This window comes from Pseudomonas sp. V88_4 (assembly GCF_029967985.1).
In the GTDB taxonomy this organism is placed as follows: Bacteria; Pseudomonadota; Gammaproteobacteria; order Pseudomonadales; family Pseudomonadaceae; genus Aquipseudomonas; species Aquipseudomonas glycinae.
Genome location: NZ_JASCAF010000036.1, coordinates 56,279 through 75,731, shown reverse-complemented (window position 1 = coordinate 75,731; position 19,453 = coordinate 56,279). Strand labels below are relative to the sequence as shown.

General features: G+C 60.1%; 16 protein-coding genes. 10 read left to right on the top strand and 6 right to left on the bottom strand.

Annotated elements, in window-relative coordinates:
• Window positions 1-1,410, bottom strand: a complete 1,410-nt coding sequence (locus QLG12_RS14100; RefSeq protein ID WP_282474728.1) for an MATE family efflux transporter — start codon at window positions 1,408-1,410, stop codon at window positions 1-3.
• Window positions 1,411-1,589: 179 nt separating this feature from the next.
• On the opposite strand from QLG12_RS14100, the gene pdxB reads away from it, so the two are divergent.
• On the top strand, window positions 1,590-2,732 hold the full coding sequence (gene pdxB / locus QLG12_RS14095; RefSeq protein ID WP_236195192.1) for a 4-phosphoerythronate dehydrogenase PdxB: 1,143 nt from the start codon (window positions 1,590-1,592) through the stop codon (window positions 2,730-2,732).
• Window positions 2,733-2,789: 57 nt separating this feature from the next.
• Here pdxB and QLG12_RS14090 read toward each other — a convergent pair whose 3' ends face one another.
• Complete coding sequence (locus QLG12_RS14090; protein ID WP_197869939.1) at window positions 2,790-2,969, bottom strand: PA1571 family protein; 180 nt, start codon at window positions 2,967-2,969, stop codon at window positions 2,790-2,792.
• A gap of 259 nt (window positions 2,970-3,228) precedes the next feature.
• Between QLG12_RS14090 and QLG12_RS14085 the strand changes: the two genes are divergently transcribed.
• Window positions 3,229-5,022 (top strand): ABC transporter transmembrane domain-containing protein, encoded by a 1,794-nt coding sequence (locus QLG12_RS14085; protein ID WP_197869940.1) that lies wholly within the window; start codon window positions 3,229-3,231, stop codon window positions 5,020-5,022.
• A gap of 93 nt (window positions 5,023-5,115) precedes the next feature.
• Here QLG12_RS14085 and QLG12_RS14080 read toward each other — a convergent pair whose 3' ends face one another.
• Entirely contained in the window at window positions 5,116-7,044 is a 1,929-nt protein-coding gene (locus tag QLG12_RS14080; protein WP_197869941.1) for a transglycosylase SLT domain-containing protein, read from the bottom strand.
• Window positions 7,045-7,259: 215 nt separating this feature from the next.
• Between QLG12_RS14080 and QLG12_RS14075 the strand changes: the two genes are divergently transcribed.
• Window positions 7,260-9,182, top strand: a complete 1,923-nt coding sequence (locus tag QLG12_RS14075) for an ATP-binding cassette domain-containing protein (RefSeq protein ID WP_197869942.1) — start codon at window positions 7,260-7,262, stop codon at window positions 9,180-9,182.
• A 76-nt stretch (window positions 9,183-9,258) separates the two neighbouring features.
• Here the strand turns inward: QLG12_RS14075 and QLG12_RS14070 are convergent, their stop codons facing one another.
• On the bottom strand, window positions 9,259-9,696 hold the full coding sequence (locus QLG12_RS14070) for a universal stress protein (RefSeq protein ID WP_085700513.1): 438 nt from the start codon (window positions 9,694-9,696) through the stop codon (window positions 9,259-9,261).
• Window positions 9,697-9,799: 103 nt separating this feature from the next.
• On the opposite strand from QLG12_RS14070, the gene QLG12_RS14065 reads away from it, so the two are divergent.
• From QLG12_RS14065 to QLG12_RS14035, 7 genes are all read left to right on the top strand, one after another.
• Window positions 9,800-10,237: a hypothetical protein gene (locus QLG12_RS14065; protein ID WP_011335196.1), complete on the top strand. Its 438-nt coding sequence runs from the start codon at window positions 9,800-9,802 to the stop codon at window positions 10,235-10,237.
• Between the two features lie 541 nt (window positions 10,238-10,778).
• Window positions 10,779-12,926, top strand: coding sequence for a fatty acid oxidation complex subunit alpha FadB (gene fadB, locus QLG12_RS14060; protein ID WP_197869943.1), 2,148 nt, complete (start codon window positions 10,779-10,781; stop codon window positions 12,924-12,926).
• Between the two features lie 29 nt (window positions 12,927-12,955).
• On the top strand, window positions 12,956-14,131 hold the full coding sequence (gene fadA, locus QLG12_RS14055; RefSeq protein ID WP_197869944.1) for an acetyl-CoA C-acyltransferase FadA: 1,176 nt from the start codon (window positions 12,956-12,958) through the stop codon (window positions 14,129-14,131).
• A gap of 99 nt (window positions 14,132-14,230) precedes the next feature.
• Window positions 14,231-14,467: a DUF1653 domain-containing protein gene (locus QLG12_RS14050; protein WP_007953059.1), complete on the top strand. Its 237-nt coding sequence runs from the start codon at window positions 14,231-14,233 to the stop codon at window positions 14,465-14,467.
• A 114-nt stretch (window positions 14,468-14,581) separates the two neighbouring features.
• The gene (topA, locus tag QLG12_RS14045) at window positions 14,582-17,212 is read left to right on the top strand and encodes a type I DNA topoisomerase (protein ID WP_007953057.1); all 2,631 of its coding nucleotides are present in this window, start codon (window positions 14,582-14,584) and stop codon (window positions 17,210-17,212) included.
• Window positions 17,213-17,386: 174 nt separating this feature from the next.
• Window positions 17,387-17,908 (top strand): DUF6586 family protein, encoded by a 522-nt coding sequence (locus tag QLG12_RS14040; RefSeq protein ID WP_197869945.1) that lies wholly within the window; start codon window positions 17,387-17,389, stop codon window positions 17,906-17,908.
• A gap of 106 nt (window positions 17,909-18,014) precedes the next feature.
• The gene (locus QLG12_RS14035) at window positions 18,015-18,248 is read left to right on the top strand and encodes a hypothetical protein (protein ID WP_007953047.1); all 234 of its coding nucleotides are present in this window, start codon (window positions 18,015-18,017) and stop codon (window positions 18,246-18,248) included.
• 82 nt (window positions 18,249-18,330) lie between these two features.
• Here QLG12_RS14035 and sulA read toward each other — a convergent pair whose 3' ends face one another.
• Window positions 18,331-18,804, bottom strand: coding sequence for an SOS-induced cell division inhibitor SulA (gene sulA / locus QLG12_RS14030; RefSeq protein WP_197869946.1), 474 nt, complete (start codon window positions 18,802-18,804; stop codon window positions 18,331-18,333).
• 10 nt (window positions 18,805-18,814) lie between these two features.
• Window positions 18,815-19,423 (bottom strand): transcriptional repressor LexA, encoded by a 609-nt coding sequence (lexA, locus tag QLG12_RS14025; RefSeq protein ID WP_007953044.1) that lies wholly within the window; start codon window positions 19,421-19,423, stop codon window positions 18,815-18,817.
• Window positions 19,424-19,453: the final 30 nt, after the last annotated feature.

Sequence of the window (19,453 nt, the reverse complement as noted above, 5' to 3'; positions counted from 1 at the left end):
TCAGCCCATCGAGCGACTGATGCGAATGCGTTTGCGTGCGCTGCGCGTCAGGCGGATCGAAAGCATCAGCGCCGCACAGCTGAGGCCCACGATCAGGCCTTCCCACAAGCCGCTCGGGCCGCGTGGTTCGCCGAGCCAGTCGGTCAGGCCGAGGGCGTAACCCACCGGCAGGCCGATGCCCCAATAGGCGAACAGGGTCAGGATCATCGTCACGCGAGTGTCCTGATATCCGCGCAACGCACCGGCGGCAGTAACCTGAATCGCGTCGGAAAACTGGAACAGCGCCGAGTACACGATCAGCATCGCCGCGATGTGAATCACCATCGGGTCAGAGGTATAGATCGCCGCAATGTGCTCGCGCATCAGCAGCATCATGCTCGCCGACAGGCAGGCGTAAGCCAGCGCGGTGCCCATGCCGACACCCGCGGCGAATCGCGCTTCACGGGGTTCTTCACGGCCCAGGGCCTGGCCGACCCGCACGGTCACGGCCATGCCCAGCGAATACGGAATCATGAACACCAGCGAGCTGACGTTCAGCGCGATCTGGTGCCCGGCCACCACGGTGGCGCCTAGGCTGCCGATCAGCAGCGCGATCACCGCGAAAATGCTCGACTCTGCAAACACCGCGACGCCGATCGGCAGACCGATGGCCAGCAAACGCTTGATCACCGCCCATTGCGGCCAGTCGAAACGGCTGAACAATTCGCTCGATTTGTAGGCCGGGGCCCAGCGCTCATAACCGGCCAGGCCCAGCGCCATTACCCACATCACGATGGCCGTGGCCCAGCCGCAACCGACGCCGCCCATGGCCGGCACGCCGAAGTGGCCATAAATGAACACGTAGTTCAGCGGAATGTTCAGCGCCAGGCCGCACAGGCCCAATACCATCGCCGGCCGGGTGCGACCGAGGCCGTCACTGGTGCAGCGCAGCACATGGTAGAAGGCCACAGCCGGCAGACCGCTGGCGATGCCGTGCAGGTACTGCATGCACGGGCCGATCAGTTCCGGATCGACCTTCATCAGGTGCAGGATCGGTTCGGCGCTGAACAGCAGGGTGGTAGCCATCAAGCCCACCACCAGTGCCAGCCACAAGGCCTGCCGCACGATCGGGCCGATCTCGCTGTGGGTGCCGGCGCCGAAGCGCTGGGCGACTTTAGGCGTGGTGGCCAGCATCGTGCCGGTCATCAGCAGGAACACCGGCACCCAGATCGAGTTGCCCAGCGCCACGGCCGCCAGATCCTTGGGCCCGACGCGCCCGGCCATCACCGCATCGACGAAGCCCATGGCGGTGGTTGCCAGCTGCGCGATCATGATCGGCAGGGCCAGGCCGAGCAGATTTTTCAGCTCCAGGCGAACCCGGGCAGGGCGGTTGAGGGAAACGGCAGCAGGGCGGTCAGTCACGGAATTCACAGGCAAAGCGTCCACAGGGGTTGATGCGCAAGGCCGGGCATTCTACGCCGCTGACGTAACGGTCAGGAAAAATCCTCTGTTGCGGATTTGTAATCGCCGCGCCTCATCAGGAAATCACAGCCTGCTGGCTCATCGCAGTCCCAGCGCCTACACTGCCGATCCGCCCAAGGAGCCCTGCCATGCTGATTGTTGCCGACGAAAATATCCCGCTGCTCGATGCCTTTTTTGCCGGTTTCGGCGAGATCCGCCGGGTGCCTGGCCGCTCCATCGACCGAGCCACGGTCGAACAGGCCGATGTATTGCTGGTGCGCTCGGTGACCCACGTCAACCGTGCATTGCTTGAAGGCAGCAAGGTGCGTTTCGTCGGCACCTGCACCATCGGCACCGATCATCTGGATCTCGATTACTTCAGCGAGGCCGGCATCATCTGGTCCAGCGCCCCCGGCTGCAATGCTCGGGGCGTGGTCGATTACGTGCTTGGCAGCCTGATGACCCTGGCTGAAATCGAAGGCGTCGAGTTGAGTGAACGCACTTACGGCGTGATCGGTGCCGGTGAAGTCGGCGGTCGCCTGGTCAAGGTGCTGAAAGGCCTGGGCTGGAACGTGAAAGTCTGCGACCCGCCACGTCAGACGGTCGAGGGCGGCGACTATGTCAGCCTGGAGCAGATCATCGAGCAGTGCGACGTGATCAGCCTGCACACCCCGCTGACCCGCAGCGGCGCCGGTGCGACCTGGCATCTGTTCGACGAGCAGCGTTTGCAGCAGCTCAAGCCCGGCGCCTGGTTGATCAACGCGGCTCGCGGTCCGGTGGTGGATAACACCGCGTTGCGCGAAGTGCTGCTGGAGCGTGAAGACCTGCAAGCAGTGCTCGATGTCTGGGAGGCCGAGCCGCAAGTCGATGTTGCTCTGGCCGAGCTCTGCGTGTTGGCGACGCCGCACATCGCCGGTTACAGCCTCGACGGCAAGCAGCGCGGCACGGCGCAGATCTATCAGGCTTACTGCGACTTTATCGGTGAGCCCGCCACCATTCAGCTCGGCGATCTGCTGCCGGCGCCGTGGTTGTCGGAAGTTTCTCTGCATGCCGACAGCGATCCGGCCTGGGCGCTGGCGATGTTGTGCCGCGGCGTGTACGACCCGCGCCGGGATGACGCGGATTTCCGTCGCACGTTGCTGGGCAGCGTCGGTGAACAACGTGCCGCGTTTGATCTGCTGCGCAAGCAGTATCCGTCGCGACGCGAAATCGAAGGCTTGAAGGTGCGGATCGAGGGCGATTCACCGGCCCTGCGCCAGATCGTGATAGCGCTGGGCGCTGTGGCCGTATAAACCACGGGCAGAAAAAACCCGGCCTAGAGGGGCCGGGTCACGAAGACGGTGGCTACATCACTTTTGTTCGGCAGGCTTGACCAATCGCTTCTCCAGTTCGCGGCAGGCGTTCTGGATCATGTCTTCAGTGATTGGCACTTCGCGCCCATCCTTATCGATAATCGAGCAACCCAGAGGTTGGCCGGGCTTGGTGCGGATCACTTCAATCTTGTCATCGCTGCTGTGTTGCAAGGACATGGCCTGTCTCCTCATCAGGTTGTGTGCCTAGGTTAAAACCGTCAGGTGACCAGGCTGTGACAACTCCCTGCGGTCGGTTCGGAACGGCATCTCCACTCAAACAGAAATGACCGTCCGTCTCAACCCGGACCTTAGACCGATAGCGTCTAGGGGGTAGTCTTGCCGGTCATATTTAACCTGACTCATTGTGATTTACAGAGTTCCACCCCATTTGAGTCTGTAGGCTGGCCCTATCCACCCGCACACGACGTGAACCTGAATGATCCCGATGCTTTCCTCGCGCCACCGCCGGGCCTTGCGCCTGACCAGTCATTTCCTTGCGCCCTATCGCTGGCCGGCCTTCGGCGCACTGCTGGCGCTGATCGTCACGGCGGGCATCACCCTGTCGATGGGGCAGGGCATCAAGCTGCTGGTCGACCAAGGCTTCATGACTCAATCGCCGCACTTGCTCAATCAATCCATCGGCCTGTTCATGTTGTTGGTGTTCGGCCTGGCGGTCGGCACCTTTGCGCGGTTTTATCTGGTGTCCTGGATCGGTGAGCGCGTGGTGGCGGATATCCGTCGGCAGGTCTTCAACCATCTGGTGTACCTGCATCCCGGGTTTTACGAGGACAACCGCAGTTCGGAAATCCAATCGCGGCTGACCGCTGATACCACCCTGCTGCAATCGGTGATCGGCTCGTCGCTGTCGCTGTTCCTACGTAATTTGCTGATGGTCATCGGCGGTGTGGTGCTGCTGTTCATCACCAACGCCAAGCTCACGAGCATCGTGGTGATCGCACTGCCGCTGGTGATTGCGCCGATCCTGATTTTCGGTCGTCGTGTGCGTAACCTATCCCGGCTGAGTCAGGACCGGATCGCCGACATCGGCAGCTACGTCTCGGAAACCCTCGGCCAGATCAAGACCGTGCAGGCCTACAACCATCAGGTGCAGGACGAACAGCGTTTCGCCAGTACTGTCGAGCAGGCATTCGAGACCGCACGCAAACGGATTTTCCAACGGGCCTGGCTGATCACGCTGGTGATCGTGCTGGTGCTCGGCGCCGTCGCGGTGATGTTGTGGGTTGGCGGCATGGACGTGATCGCGGGGCGGATTTCTGCCGGTGAACTGGCGGCGTTCGTGTTCTACAGCCTGATCGTCGGCAGTGCGTTTGGCACGTTGAGCGAAGTGATCGGAGAGTTGCAGCGAGCGGCTGGCGCCGCCGAGCGCATCGCCGAATTGCTGCGTTCGGAAAACATCATCCAGCCACCGACCACAGGATTGGTGACGCTGCCGGAGCGGGTCAGGGGCGAGCTGGAATTACAGGATGTACGTTTTTCCTACCCTTCGCGTCCCGATAGCCTCGCCGTCGATGGCTTGAGTCTGACGATCAACGCCGGCGAAACCCTCGCGCTCGTCGGACCGTCCGGCGCGGGCAAGTCCACGGTGTATGACTTGCTGCTGCGGTTCTACGATCCACGGGAAGGGCGGATCCTGATCGATGGCGTACCGCTGACGAGCCTTGATCCGCTGGACCTGCGTCGCTGCTTCGCGCTGGTCTCGCAAACCCCGGCACTGTTCTTCGGCAGTGTCGAAGAGAACATCCGCTACGGCTGCCCGTCGGCGACCCTGGAACAAGTCCGTGAGGCCGCCAGAATCGCCCACGCCCACGACTTCATCGAACAGATGCCCGACGGTTACCAGACCCACTTGGGCGATGGCGGCCTCGGCCTGTCCGGCGGGCAACGCCAGCGCCTGGCCATTGCCCGGGCGTTGCTGGTCGACGCGCCGATCCTGCTGCTCGACGAAGCCACCAGCGCCCTCGACGCCCAAAGCGAACACCTGATCCAGCAAGCGTTGCCGAGCCTGATGCAAAACCGCACCACGCTGGTCATCGCCCACCGTTTGGCCACGGTGAAAAACGCCGACCGTATTGCGGTGATGGATCAGGGCAAACTGGTGGCGATTGGTACGCATCAGGAGTTGATCGCCAGTAATCCGCTGTATGCGCGGTTGGCGGCGTTGCAGTTCAGTGATGGTCATCAGGCTTCAACCGACCAAGTAACCGACTAAGTAACCGACCTAGTAGAGCGCCATAAAAAATGCCCGCATCTCTCGATGCGGGCATTTTTGTTTACGTCGATCTATCGACGAAAAACGCCCCGATCACTGATCGTCGAAATACCGCTCATGCCAATCCACCAGTGGTTGCGGCGAGTTGAGTTTCTGGCCGTAGATCACCGAGTAGGACAGCACGTTCTGCACGTACTGGCGGGTTTCGTCGAACGGGATGCTTTCTACCCACACGTCGAAGCTCAGATGGTCGGCGCCACGCAGCCACTGGCGCACTCGGCCGGGGCCGGCGTTGTAGGCGGCGGAGGCGAGCACGCGGTTGCCGTTGAACTGGCTGTGCACCTGGCTGAGATAAGCGGCGCCGAGCTGGATGTTCTTGTCCGGATCGAGCACCTGCTGCGGCGAGGCCAGGGGAATGCTGAACTTGCGCGCGGTTTCCTTGGCGGTGCCGGGCATCAGTTGCATCAGGCCGCTGGCGCCGACACCGGAGCGGGCGTCGTCCATGAACGCACTTTCCTGGCGGGTAATGGCGAATACCCAGCTCGAATGCAGGCCGCGGACCTTGGCTTCGCGCACCAGAGTGTCGCGATGGGCCATCGGGAACCGAATGTCCAGATCATCCCAGTACTGCGCCTGACTGATGGTGCGGATGGCCGGGAAATACCATTTCAGGTCGTAGGCGAGTTTCGCCTGGGCGACCATTTCATCGCGGCTGAAATGCCGGCTGACGTGATACCACTCGCGGCGGCCATCGACGATCTGCCCACGGGCGTGGAATTCCAGTGCACGACGTACGCCAGGCGTGTTGCGCACCTTGTTGATCAGCGCCTGACTGAGCACCAGCGGCTTGTTGTTCAGCGAGTACGGCGATTGCGAGCGGTCGGCGGCGAGGAAACCGTAGAAATCCCGTTCCCGCGACAGGTTCTTGTACAGCGTCTGCGCTTCCGGGTTTTGCGGTTGTGCCAGTTCCAGGCTGCGGGCCTGCCAGTAGCGCCAGCGGTTGGTGGTGGCCAGGTCCTGTGGCAAACGACGGGTCAATTGGTAGGCGTCGTCCCAGCGCGCCAGACGCAACAGCAGACGCAGGCGCCATTCGGACACGGTGTTGTCGCGCAGTTCCGGGTCGTATTTGGTCATCACATCCAGCGCGCGGCTGTCGAAGCGACGGGCGAGGGTCAGGCCGATTTCCCGGGCGATCGCGACTTTTTCATCCCGGGAGAAATGCATGCTGCTGGCATAACCGTCGAGCAGGGCCATGGCCTTGTCCGGATCCTGACGGGCAAGACGGCGCAGGCCGAGGCTGACCACATCGGACATCGGCTCATCGGCCGGCGTGAAACGCGAGGGTTGGTTGAGCAGTTCCGGCTTTTGCGCCACATCCACCAACAGGCGACCGCGCGGGGCGAGGGTGGTCAGGCCGTTGACGAGGCTGTTGGCCAGTGGATAGTTGCGGTGTTGGGCGGCGAGTTTGGCGCGCTCCCAGCGTTTCTGTTCGGTCAGTTGACCTTCGGCGGCCCACATGCCGAACAGCGCATCACAGGCGGCAGGCTGGGATTTGCCGGTCAGCCAGAGCTTATCGGCATTGGCGAAGCCCTCGGCCTTCTTGTTGTGGCTGATCTGGTACTGCGCGTTGAGGCAGTCAAGTTCAGTGAAATTCAGTTTCGGGTCGTAATACTTGACGAACGTCGCCCAATCGCCGCGATCGGCCAGCCAGCGCAGCCAGCGCAATTTCATCCAGTTGGCCTGTGGCAGGTCACCGTGCTCGGCGAGGAATTTCTCGATCTCCGCGTTGCTGGCGGTTTTCAGCCGCGCAGTCAGCTCGTCGTAAGCCAGGTACGGCTCCAGTGGATAGTCGGCGAGGGCCTGGGCGTAACGGAAATAGGGACCGCTATCGCCCTTGGCCAGGGCGCGCTTGGCTTCATCGTAATACTGGCGTTGGGTGGACAGGTCCACCGCCTGGGCGGATTGAACGGCAGCGGCGGAAAGCAGCAAACATGACAAAACACTGAAGAGGCGACTGCGCATGAGACATCCGGGCAGAGAAATCATGACAAGTGCCGGCCCAAAACCCGCACTGAATTGCCTGTAGCTTAGCCTTTTGCCAGCAAGGGGCGAAAGCTTTGCCGGCCTCGCAGCACAAGTTCGCAACAAATGTTGTGCAGAGTGCGTCAGCGGCGAAATTGCCGGCCTGCTCGGGCCCCGATTCAGGTAGAATGCGCGCCCGGTTTTTGGAGAAGCTCATGACCCTGCTCAAATTCAGCGATGTGTCCCTTGCATTCGGCGCGATGCCGTTGTTGGACAAGGTGTCCTGGCAGATCGCCCGTGGTGAGCGGGTGTGCATCATCGGCCGCAACGGCACTGGCAAGTCCAGCATGATGAAACTGGTCAAGGGCGACCAGAAGCCTGATGACGGCTCGGTGTGGCGTGCCCCCGGTCTGAAAATCGGTGAATTGCCGCAGGAATTGCCGGTGGCCGACGAGCGGACCGTGTTCGATGTGGTCGCCGAAGGCCTCGACGGCGTGGGGGCGTTGCTCGCCGAATACCATCACCTGAGCCAGAACATCGTCACCGACGCCGATCTGGACAAACTGATGCACGTCCAGCACGACCTTGAAGCCCGCGATGGCTGGCGCTTGCAGACCCTGGTCGACAGCACCCTGAGCCGCCTGCAACTGCCGGCCGACAAGACCCTCGCCGAACTGTCCGGCGGCTGGCGTCGTCGCGTGTTGCTGGCGCAGGCGCTGGTGTCCGAGCCGGACCTGCTGCTGCTCGACGAGCCAACCAACCACCTGGACATCGGTGCGATTGCCTGGCTTGAAGAAGCGCTGAAGGATTTCCAGGGCGCCGTGCTGTTCATCACGCACGACCGTTCCTTCCTGCAAAACCTCGCCACCCGCATCCTCGAACTGGATCGTGGTGGCCTGATCGACTGGAACGGCGACTACGCCAGTTTCCTGGTTCACAAAGAAGCCGCGCTGGCCGCCGAAGAAACCGCCAACGCGCTGTTCGACAAGCGTCTGGCCCAGGAAGAAGTGTGGATTCGCCAGGGCATCAAGGCCCGTCGTACCCGTAACGAAGGCCGCGTGCGTGCGCTGAAAGCCCTGCGTGTGGAGCGCAGCGAGCGTCGTGAACGCACCGGCAAGGCCAACATCCAGCTGGAAACCGCGGAGAAGTCCGGCAAGCAGGTGATGGTGCTGGATAACGTGAGCTTCGCGCATCCGGGCGGTCCGTTCCTGATTCGCGATTTCTCCATGGTGCTGCAACGTGGTGACCGGATCGGCCTGCTCGGCGCCAACGGTACCGGCAAAACCACTTTGCTGAAGCTGATGCTCAGCGGTCTGCAACCGACCAGCGGCAAAGTGGAAGAGGGCACCAGGATTGATGTGGCCTATTTCGACCAGTTGCGCCATCAGCTGGATCTGGAAAAGACCGTGATCGACAACGTCGCCGAAGGTCGCGACTTCATCGATATCGACGGCCAGAGCCGCCACGTGCTGAGCTACCTCGGCGACTTCCTGTTCAGCCCGCAGCGTGCCCGCACACCGGTGAAGGCGTTGTCCGGTGGCGAGCGTGCGCGTCTGTTGCTGGCCAAACTGTTCAGCAAGCCGGCGAATCTGCTGGTGCTCGACGAACCGACCAACGACCTCGACGTGGAAACCCTTGAACTGCTCGAAGAAGTGCTGCTGACCTTCAACGGCACTGTGCTGATGGTCAGCCACGACCGGGCATTCCTCGACAACGTGGTCACCAGCACCCTGGTCTTCGAAGGTGAAGGCAAGGTTCGCGAATACGTCGGCGGCTATCAGGACTGGATCCGCCAGGGCGGTTCGCCGCGCTTGCTGGGCGTGACCGAGAGCAAATCCGGCAAGGCTGACCTGAATTCGGCGGTGGTCACTGCTGAACCGGCACCGGTTGCCGCGCCGGTCGCAGCGGCCCCGGCTACGAAGAAGAAACTGAGCTACAAGCTTCAGCGCGAACTGGAAGCGCTGCCGGGCGATATCGACGCCAAGGAGCAGCAGATCGCTGCGATCGAGGCTGAAATGGCCGAGGCCGGCTTCTATCAGCGTCCTCCGGCCGAGACGGCCAAGGTGATTGCTTCTCTGGAGCAGTTGCAGGCTGAGCTGGATGCGCTGGTGGAGCGTTGGGCCGAACTGGACGCCTGATTGTTTCCAGGCATGAAAAAGCCCGGCGTCCAGTGATGGGCGTCGGGCTTTTTTAGCTTTTTACAAGTGCATGGGATCAGCGTTTGACCAGGTGCACCGCCAGCACATCGCAAGGTGCGCCGTGCAGCACGTCATTGGCGGTCGAGCCCAGCAACAGCGCCAGACCGTGCCGACCATGGCTGCCGACCACGATCAGGTCGCAACCCTGTTCTTTGGCGAAATGGTGGATTTCCTGACGCGGCTGGCCGTAGGTCAGGTGGCAGTTGGCGCCTTCGAGTTCGGTGTATTTGTGCTTCAGGCGTTCGAGACGCTCCTTGGCCTGATCGAACTGCTGCTGTTGCAGTTGTGACAGATCCATCGGCACGTCACCGCCAAAGGCCATGGCCATCGGTTCGACGATATGCACCAGCGACAGCTTGGCGCCATTGCTCACCGACAGCTCTCGGGCGCGGTGGATCACAGGGTCGCACTCTTCGGTCAGATCTACGGCGACCAGGATATGGTGGTAGGGCATGAGGTGCTCCTCGTGAGGGATCAATATTGTTAAGTATGGCTGGTTTCAAGCGCATTGGTTCCAAAGTGACGCAATGGGCTCATGACAAAACGGGAGTAGAGATATGACGGTCTGGCTGGTGGTGTCAATCCTGCTGGTGGTGTTGAGTCCGCTGGCATGGTTGCGTCCGTCCCGTGCTCAGAGTGGCCGGATAGCCTTGCGCACGGAGGCCCGGCGCATCGGGCTGGCCATGCAACTGGCGCCTCAGGAATGGCCGCACTGGCTGAGCCAGGAGCCGCCAAATCCGTGCGCGCAATACCATCGGCCACGCCGTGGCAAGCAGCCGGCGTGCTGGACGTATTGGCAGAAATCCCCGGGGGTTTGGGTGAATCAGTGGCAGGAAGTCTGTGAGGATCCGCTGCTGCTCAATCATTTCGAAAAATTGCCGGGCAACGTTTTCAAGGTCGAGGCGGACAAGCAGATGATCGCGCTCTATTGGGGCGAGAAGGGTGACGCTTCGGTTTTGCTGGAAATTGATGCCACGCTGAAAGCGCTGGCATGACTTACGGACTTTTCGCGCTGCAACGGTGCGAAACGTCCGGCAGACGCGCAATAAAAAGCCCGACATGATTCATCGGGCGGGGTTGGCCAGGCAGGCCGGAAATTCTTTTTTGGCGTTCGCTCGGAGTCATCCGGTCAGCAAACGTGCGCCTGTTTTCCTTCGTAGTCCAGCCAGCGTAGCCTGTTAAACAAGGCTTGCGGTGAATTAGGGCGACTTTTCTAACTATTAATCTTATGAATGCCCTCACATGCAAGTATGTGTGGCCGGGCTGCGTCCTACAGAAATGACCGCAAAGTCGCATTTCAACCCGTATTTAGGGCGATTGACAATTGTCGGAAATTCCGTGAAGGTGGCGTACCCAAATCAAACGGGCGTATGAATTGAGCGTTTGTATTGCAGACTGCTCCTACAGAATCCCGACTATCGCGTTGGCGGGTGTGCCGGGTGGATGGGTATCAGCATCGACGAAAAAACGTCCTGCCGAGCCATTTGCCTGCGTCCGACGTGTACTGTTCAGCTTCCATATCGTGGAGATCAGTTGATGATTTACGAAGGTAAAGCCATCACGGTTAAAGCTCTTGAAAGTGGCATCGTCGAATTGAAATTCGACCTCAAGGGTGAGTCCGTCAACAAGTTCAACCGTCTTACCCTGAACGAACTGCGTCAGGCCGTAGACACCATCAAGGCAGATGCTTCGATCAAGGGCGTGATCGTCAGCAGTGGCAAGGACGTGTTCATCGTCGGCGCCGACATCACCGAATTTGTCGACAACTTCAAGCTGCCGGATGCCGAGCTGGTTGCTGGCAATCTCGAAGCCAACAAGATCTTCAGCGATTTCGAAGACCTCAACGTTCCGACCGTGGCCGCAATCAACGGCATCGCTCTGGGTGGCGGTCTGGAAATGTGCCTGGCAGCGGACTACCGCGTCATCTCCACCAAGGCCAAGATCGGTCTGCCGGAAGTCAAACTGGGCATCTACCCGGGCTTCGGTGGTACCGTGCGTCTGCCGCGCCTGATCGGTGCCGACAACGCCATCGAGTGGATTGCCGCCGGCAAGGAAAACCGTCCTGAAGACGCGCTGAAAGTCGGCGCCGTCGATGCCGTGGTTGCTCCCGAGAAGCTGCAGGATGCCGCCCTTGAACTGATCAAGCGCGCCATCTCCGGCGAGTTCGACTACAAGGCCAAGCGTCAGCCGAAGCTGGAAAAGCTCAAGCTGAACGCCATTGAACAAATGATGGCTTTCGAAACCGCCAAAGGTTTCGTGGCTGGCCAGGCCGGTCCGAACTACCCGGCCCCGGTCGAAGCGATCAAGACCATCCAGAAAGCCGCGAACTTCGGTCGTGACAAGGCGCTGGAAGTCGAAGCCGCAGGTTTCGTGAAACTGGCCAAGACCTCTGCCGCGCAGAGCTTGATCGGTCTGTTCCTGAACGATCAGGAACTGAAGAAAAAGGCCAAGGCCTACGACGAAATCGCCAAGGATGTGAAGCAGGCTGCCGTACTGGGCGCCGGCATCATGGGTGGCGGTATCGCCTATCAATCGGCTTCCAAAGGTACGCCGATCCTGATGAAGGACATCAACGAGCACGGCATCGAGCAAGGTCTGGCGGAAGCCGCCAAGCTGCTGGTTGGTCGCGTTGATAAAGGCCGCATGACTGCCGCGAAGATGGCTGAAGTGCTCAACGGCATTCGTCCTACGCTGTCCTACGGCGATTTTGGTCACGTCGACCTGGTCGTTGAGGCTGTGGTCGAGAACCCGAAGGTCAAGCAAGCCGTTCTGGCGGAAGTCGAAGCTCAAGTCAAAGAGGACACCATCCTCGCGTCCAATACCTCGACCATTTCCATCAGCCTGCTGGCCAAGGCCCTCAAGCGTCCGGAAAACTTCGTCGGCATGCACTTCTTCAACCCGGTGCACATGATGCCGCTGGTGGAAGTGATCCGTGGCGAGAAGTCCAGCGAGCTGGCCATCGCCACCACCGTTGCCTACGCCAAGAAAATGGGCAAGAACCCGATCGTCGTCAACGACTGCCCGGGTTTCCTGGTCAACCGCGTACTGTTCCCGTACTTCGGCGGTTTCGCCAAACTGGTCAGCGCCGGTGTGGACTTCGTCCGTATCGACAAGATCATGGAAAAATTCGGCTGGCCGATGGGCCCGGCATACCTGATGGACGTGGTCGGCATCGACACCGGTCACCACGGTCGTGACGTGATGGCTGAAGGCTTCCCGGACCGCATGAAGGACGACCGTCGTTCGGCCATCGACGTGCTTTACGAAGCCAAGCGTCTGGGTCAGAAGAACGGTAAGGGCTTCTATGCCTACGAGGCCGACAAAAAAGGCAAGCAGAAGAAAGTCGCCGATCCGTCGGTACTGGAAGTGCTCAAGCCGATCGTCTACGAGCAGCGCGAAGTCACTGACGAAGACATCATCAACTGGATGATGATCCCGCTGTGCCTGGAAACCGTGCGTTGCCTGGAAGACGGCATCGTCGAAACCGCCGCCGAAGCCGACATGGGTTTGGTCTACGGTATTGGTTTCCCTCCATTCCGTGGCGGTGCGCTGCGCTACATCGACTCGATCGGTGTTGCCGAGTTCGTTGCCCTGGCCGACCAGTACGCTGATTTGGGCGCGCTGTACCACCCGACCGCGAAGCTGCGCGAAATGGCCAAGAACGGCCAGAGCTTCTTCGGTTAAGCGCCCCCAACTAGAGTGAGAGTGAACTTATGAGCTTGAATCCTAGAGACGTCGTGATTGTCGACTTCGGTCGTACTCCGATGGGCCGCTCCAAGGGCGGCATGCACCGCAACACCCGCGCCGAAGACATGTCGGCGCACCTGATCAGCAAACTGCTGGAACGCAACACCAAGGTCGATCCTGCCGAAGTCGAGGATGTGATCTGGGGCTGCGTGAACCAGACCCTGGAGCAAGGCTGGAACATCGCGCGCATGGCGTCGCTGATGACCCAGATCCCGCACACCTCGGCCGGCCAGACCGTCAGCCGTCTGTGCGGCTCGTCGATGAGTGCACTGCACACTGCTGCGCAAGCGATCATGACCGGCAACGGTGACGTGTTCGTGGTTGGCGGCGTCGAGCATATGGGTCACGTGAGCATGATGCACGGTGTCGATCCGAACCCGCACATGTCCCTGTACGCGGCGAAAGCCTCGGGCATGATGGGTCTGACCGCTGAAATGCTGGGCAAAATGCACGGCATCACTCGCGAACAGCAGGACGCCTTTGGCGTGCGTTCCCACCAGTTGGCCCACAAGGCGACTGTGGAAGGCAAGTTCAAGGAAGAAATCATCCCGATGCAGGGTTACGACGAGAACGGTTTCCTGAAAACCTTCGACTACGACGAAACCATTCGTCCGGAAACCACCCTGGAAAGTCTGGCGGCTCTGAAACCGGCATTCAATCCAAAGGGCGGCACCGTGACGGCCGGTACTTCGTCGCAGATCACCGATGGTGCTTCGTGCATGATCGTGATGTCGGCACAGCGTGCACAGGACTTGGGTATCCAGCCTCTGGCCGTGATTCGCTCGATGGCGGTAGCGGGTGTGGACCCGGCCATCATGGGCTATGGTCCGGTACCGGCTACTCAGAAAGCACTGAAACGCGCCGGCCTGGGTATCAACGATATCGACTTCTTCGAGCTCAACGAAGCGTTCGCCGCACAGGCCCTGCCAGTGCTGAAAGACCTGAAAGTGCTCGACAAGATGAATGAGAAGGTTAACCTGCACGGCGGTGCGATCGCCCTGGGTCACCCGTTCGGTTGCTCCGGTGCCCGTATTTCCGGCACGTTGCTGAACGTGATGAAGCAGAATGGCGGCACCTTCGGGGTGGCCACCATGTGCATTGGCCTCGGCCAAGGCATCTCCACCGTCTTCGAACGCGTTTAAGCGTCTCGTCGATGGAAGCCGGGGCCAAGTGCCCCGGTTTTTGTTTTTGCGGATTTATTTTTGTTTTTATTTTGAAAAAATTTGAGTGAGGGCCGAAGCATGCCGATACAACCTGGGCTCTACCAACATTACAAAGGTCCGCAGTACCGCGTATTCAGTGTCGCGCGGCATTCCGAGACCGAAGAAGAAGTGGTCTTTTACCAAGCCCTGTATGGCGATTACGGCTTTTGGGTGCGTCCCTTGAGCATGTTCCTGGAGTCCGTCGAGGTTGACGGCGAGCAGGTCCCACGCTTTGCTTTGGTGCAAGCCGAACCGAGCCTTTTTTCGAAGCCGTAAGGCGAGTGCGCGCAAAACCCTGCGCTTGACCTCACCTTGTAGCCACTATATATAGCGGTGCCGCGTCAGGCGCCAACCGCCTTTCACTTCTAGAATTCAGGAATTTTCTGATCCATGGGCAAATCGCTGGTCATTGTGGAATCCCCGGCTAAGGCCAAGACCATCAACAAGTATCTGGGCAACCAATACGTGGTGAAGTCGAGTATCGGCCATATCCGAGACCTGCCCACCAGCGGTTCGGCTAGCGCCAGCAAGGAGCCTGCCGCCAAGCGCGGCAAGGCTGCTGCGGGCGAAGCGCCAGCGCTGTCGCCGAAAGAGAAGGCGCGCAAGCAGCTGGTCTCGCGTATGGGGGTCGATCCCGAACACGGCTGGAAAGCCAAGTACGAGATCCTCCCGGGCAAGGAAAAGGTCATCGAAGAGCTGCGCCGGCTCGCCAAGGATGCTGACACCATCTATCTCGCAACCGACTTGGATCGCGAGGGGGAAGCCATTGCCTGGCACCTGCGCGAAGCCATCGGTGGTGACGACAGCCGCTACAAGCGCGTGGTGTTCAACGAAATCACCAAGAAGGCGATTCAGGAAGCCTTCTCGGAGCCGGGCGAACTCGACATCGATCGAGTGAACGCGCAGCAGGCCCGTCGTTTCCTCGACCGCGTTGTCGGCTACATGGTCTCGCCGCTGCTGTGGGCCAAGATCGCCCGTGGTCTGTCCGCCGGTCGCGTGCAATCGGTTGCCGTGAAACTGGTGGTCGAGCGTGAGCGTGAGATTCGTGCGTTCAACCCGGAAGAGTACTGGGAAGTGCATGCCGACCTCGGCACCGCCAAAGGCTCGACCGTGCGTTTCGAAGTGGCTCGCGAGAAAGGCGAAGCCTTCAAGCCGCTGAACGAAGCCCAGGCCACCGCGGCCCTGGAAAAGCTCAAGTCCTCCAGCTACAGCATCGTCAAACGTGAAGACAAACCGACCAGCAGCAAGCCGTCGGCACCATTCATTACTTCCACGCTGCAACAGGCCGCAAGCAATCGCCTGGGCTTCGGTGTGAAGAAAACCATGATGATGGCCCAGCGTCTCTATGAAGCCGGCTACATCACTTATATGCGTACCGACTCGACCAACCTCTCGGCTGATGCCGTGGCGATGGCGCGCGATTACATCGAAACCGAGTTCGGCAAGAAGTACCTGCCGGAGTCGCCGAACGTCTATAGCAGCAAGGAAGGCGCACAAGAGGCTCACGAAGCGATTCGACCTTCCGACGCCAACACCACGCCAGCCAAGTTGGCCGGCATGGAGCGCGACGCTGAGCGCCTCTACGAGCTGATCTGGCGCCAGTTCCTGGCTTGCCAGATGCTGCCGGCGCAATATCTGTCGACCACCGTCAGTGTCGCTGCCGGTGACTTCGAACTGCGTGCCAAGGGCCGCATCCTGAAGTTCGACGGTTACACTCGCGTGCTGCCGCAAATCACCAAGCCTGGCGACGATGATGTTCTGCCGGACATGGCGCAGGGCGACGTGATGAAGCTGATCAAGCTCGATCCGTCCCAGCACTTCACCAAGCCGCCGGCCCGTTATTCGGAAGCCAGCCTGGTGAAGGAAATGGAAAAGCGTGGCATCGGTCGTCCTTCGACCTATGCAGCGATCATCTCGACCATTCAGGATCGCGGCTACGTGACCCTGCACAACCGTCGTTTCTATTCGGAAAAGATGGGCGACATCGTTACCGAGCGTCTGTCGGAAAGCTTCTCCAATCTCATGGACTACGGCTTCACCGCCGGCATGGAAGAGAACCTCGATGACGTGGCTCAGGGTGAGCGTGACTGGAAAAACGTGCTGGACGAGTTCTACGGCGACTTCAAGAAAAAACTTGAAGTGGCGGAGAATCCGGAAGCCGGCATGCGTGCCAACCAGCCGGTGATGACCGACATTCCGTGCACCACCTGCGGCCGTCCGATGCAGATTCGTACTGCCTCGACTGGCGTATTCCTCGGCTGCTCGGGCTACAGCCTGCCGCCGAAAGAGCGCTGCAAGGCCACCGTCAACCTGGTGCCGGGCGATGAAATCGCGGCGGACGATGAAGGTGAGTCGGAATCCCTGGTACTGCGCGGCAAGCACCGCTGCCCGATCTGCAGCACGGCGATGGACGCCTACCTGCTCGACGAGAAGCGCAAGCTGCACATCTGCGGTAACAACCCGGATTGCGCGGGCTACGAAATCGAAGAAGGCAGCTACCGCATCAAAGGCTACGAAGGTCCGAGCCTGGAATGCGACAAGTGCGGCAGCGAGATGCAGCTCAAGACCGGCCGTTTCGGCAAGTTCTTCGGTTGCACCAATCCGACCTGCAAGAACACCCGCAAGCTGCTGAAGAGCGGTGACGCGGCGCCGCCGAAGATGGATCCGGTGAAGATGCCTGAGCTGAAATGTGAAAAGGTCAACGACACCTACATTCTGCGTGACGGTGCTTCCGGCCTGTTCCTGGCGGCCAGCCAATTCCCGAAAAACCGCGAGACCCGTGCTCCGCTGGTGATCGAGATTCTGCCGCACAAGGACGAAATCGATCCGAAGTACCACTTCCTGTGCGAAGCGCCACAGAAGGATCCGGATGGCCTGCCAGCCGTGATCCGCTATAGCCGCAAGACCAAGGAGCAATACGTTCAGACCGAAGTCGACGGCAAGCCGACAGGCTGGAAAGCGTTCTTTGACGGTGGCAAGTGGACGGTCGAGGACAAGCGTCCGGCGAAAGCCAAGGCTTGAGCTGACTCTGACCTTGTGTTGGGCTGATGCTGTCGGCCCAACACATCAAAAGGCCGCATGACAACCTTAGGGTTTTCATGCGGCCTTTTTGTTTAAAGCTTGCGGTCGGATCGGCTGATCCATGACACTGTCCGGCCTGTGTGAAGCAATTATTTCGTTGTGGAGAGTGCCGACATGGCCCACGAACTCTATACCCGTACCAATCAGAAGATCTATTTCGCGGGTTTGTCGCTGGAAGCGCTGGCCAGGGCCGAAGAGGGGCGGGCGATGAACTCGCTGGCGCTGATTCAGGCCGGGCGCGAATCCGCACTGTTTCATCTCTACGGTGCGTTGTTGGGGCTGTGTCATGAAATCGCCGGCTTCTATCGTCTGCCGCAAGCCAATGCGTCGCGGGCGGAAGCCTTGCTGACCCGCGAAGTGCTGGAGTCGATTGCCATTCCTGAGCTGGCGGAGATGATCGAGCTGGCAGGCAATCCGGAGACCTGGCTGGCTAAATTGCTGGCCGCGCACTCGGCGCTGTTCCAGCCGCCACGGGTGCCACACAAGCCGAAGGGCGATGTGACGCAGCCATTGATTCAGGCGGTGAATCTGGATGAAGAAGTGATTGAAGAGTTGAGCCGCGAAGAGCTCGAGAGCTGGCGGCAGAACCTCAAGGGGTTGGCGATCCGCTTCCGTGAAGGCTTGAACGAGTGCTGAGGAACTTTGGACTGGCGGCGACGAGAGGCGTGCTGCTGGTCAAGATCCCGAGCGAAGCCTGAATGATGTCTATATAATCCCTGCCTTTCGTGGAGAACAGACCCATATGCCAACGTCCTTTCTAGAAATTGTCGAGCTACCAGACGGCCGAATTGAACTGCGCAGGGCCGAGGACGAGGGTTCTCTGGTGACTCTGGATTTCTCCGAGGATGCCAAGGCGTTTCTACAGGGCCAGCACGTTGAAATTGCCAAAGCGATGTTGAGCGTTGGCGTGCAAATGGCAGGACGTATGGTTGAGGGCGAATTCGATAAGGATGAGGGGCCGCGGGTTCTTCATTGATCCGCTGTCTGTCAGTTACTGCTCCAGATCGGCTTCTCTATCCCTGGAGAAGCCCTGCGCTTAACTTGGCGCACATTGTTGATTACCCCAGGCGAATGTTAAGGCTCTGAGCGTCCCCTGTACGGGCAGCGCTGATCAGCTGTTGCCGTGATCCTGCGCTCAGTGGGTTCAGCCACGTGACGACTGTGTGGCTGCGGCCCAGACGTAATGCTTCGCAGGCCAGGTGCTGAGCGCTTTGAGCGCCGCGCGGTTGCAGGAGCAGGATGCGTTCGCGATTCAATCCGGCGTCACGCAGCCAGGTCTGGGTCAGACTCGCTGGTGGTGCAATCAAGGTCAGCCAGCGTGCGTCCTGATCATCACTCAATTCGCGAAGAATAGGCGCCAGCAGGTTCAGGCAGTTCCCGGCTGCGCCGCGCAGTGACAGCTCACTGAACGTTTCGGGTTCGGGATTCCACGGACGCTCGACGACATCTTTGAGGATGGGGGCGAGCGGTTGCGCCAGAAACGCTTCGAACAACGGCAGTTGTGTTTGCTGAGGTACGTGTGGGAACTGCATAAAGCCTCCTTTAGCGGCGGATAACGCCGACACTCAAGCCTTCGATCACCAGTTCCTGATCTTTCAGGTTGACTTCGATGGGGGCGAACTCGGGGTTTTCGGCAATCAGCCAGACTTTGCTGCCGTCACGCTTGAAGCGTTTGACGGTGACTTCGTCGCCGATCCGCGCAACCACGATCTGACCGTTGCGTGCCTCGCGAGTGGTATGAACCGCCAGCAGATCACCGTCGAAAATGCCGATGTCCTTCATGCTCATGCCATGAACGCGCAACAGGTAGTCGGCGCGCGGATGAAAGAAGGCCGGGTTGATGTTGCAGGACTCTTCGATGTGTTGTTGGGCGAGAATCGGTGCGCCGGCAGCCACTCGACCGATGATCGGCAGGGTGGATTCGTCGACCTTGGCTTCGAAGCCGGGAATACGAATGCCGCGAGAGGCGCCGGGAGTCATCTCGATCGCGCCTTTGCGGGCGAGTGCCTTGAGATGCTCTTCGGCCGCATTGGGCGACTTGAAACCCAGTTCCTGAGCGATTTCCGCACGGGTTGGCGGGTAGCCGTTGTCTTCGAGGCAGCGTTTGATAAAGGCCAGAATCTCGGCTTGGCGTGGCGTCAGCTTAAGCATATTGATCGCTCTGTCTTTTTATACAGTGAC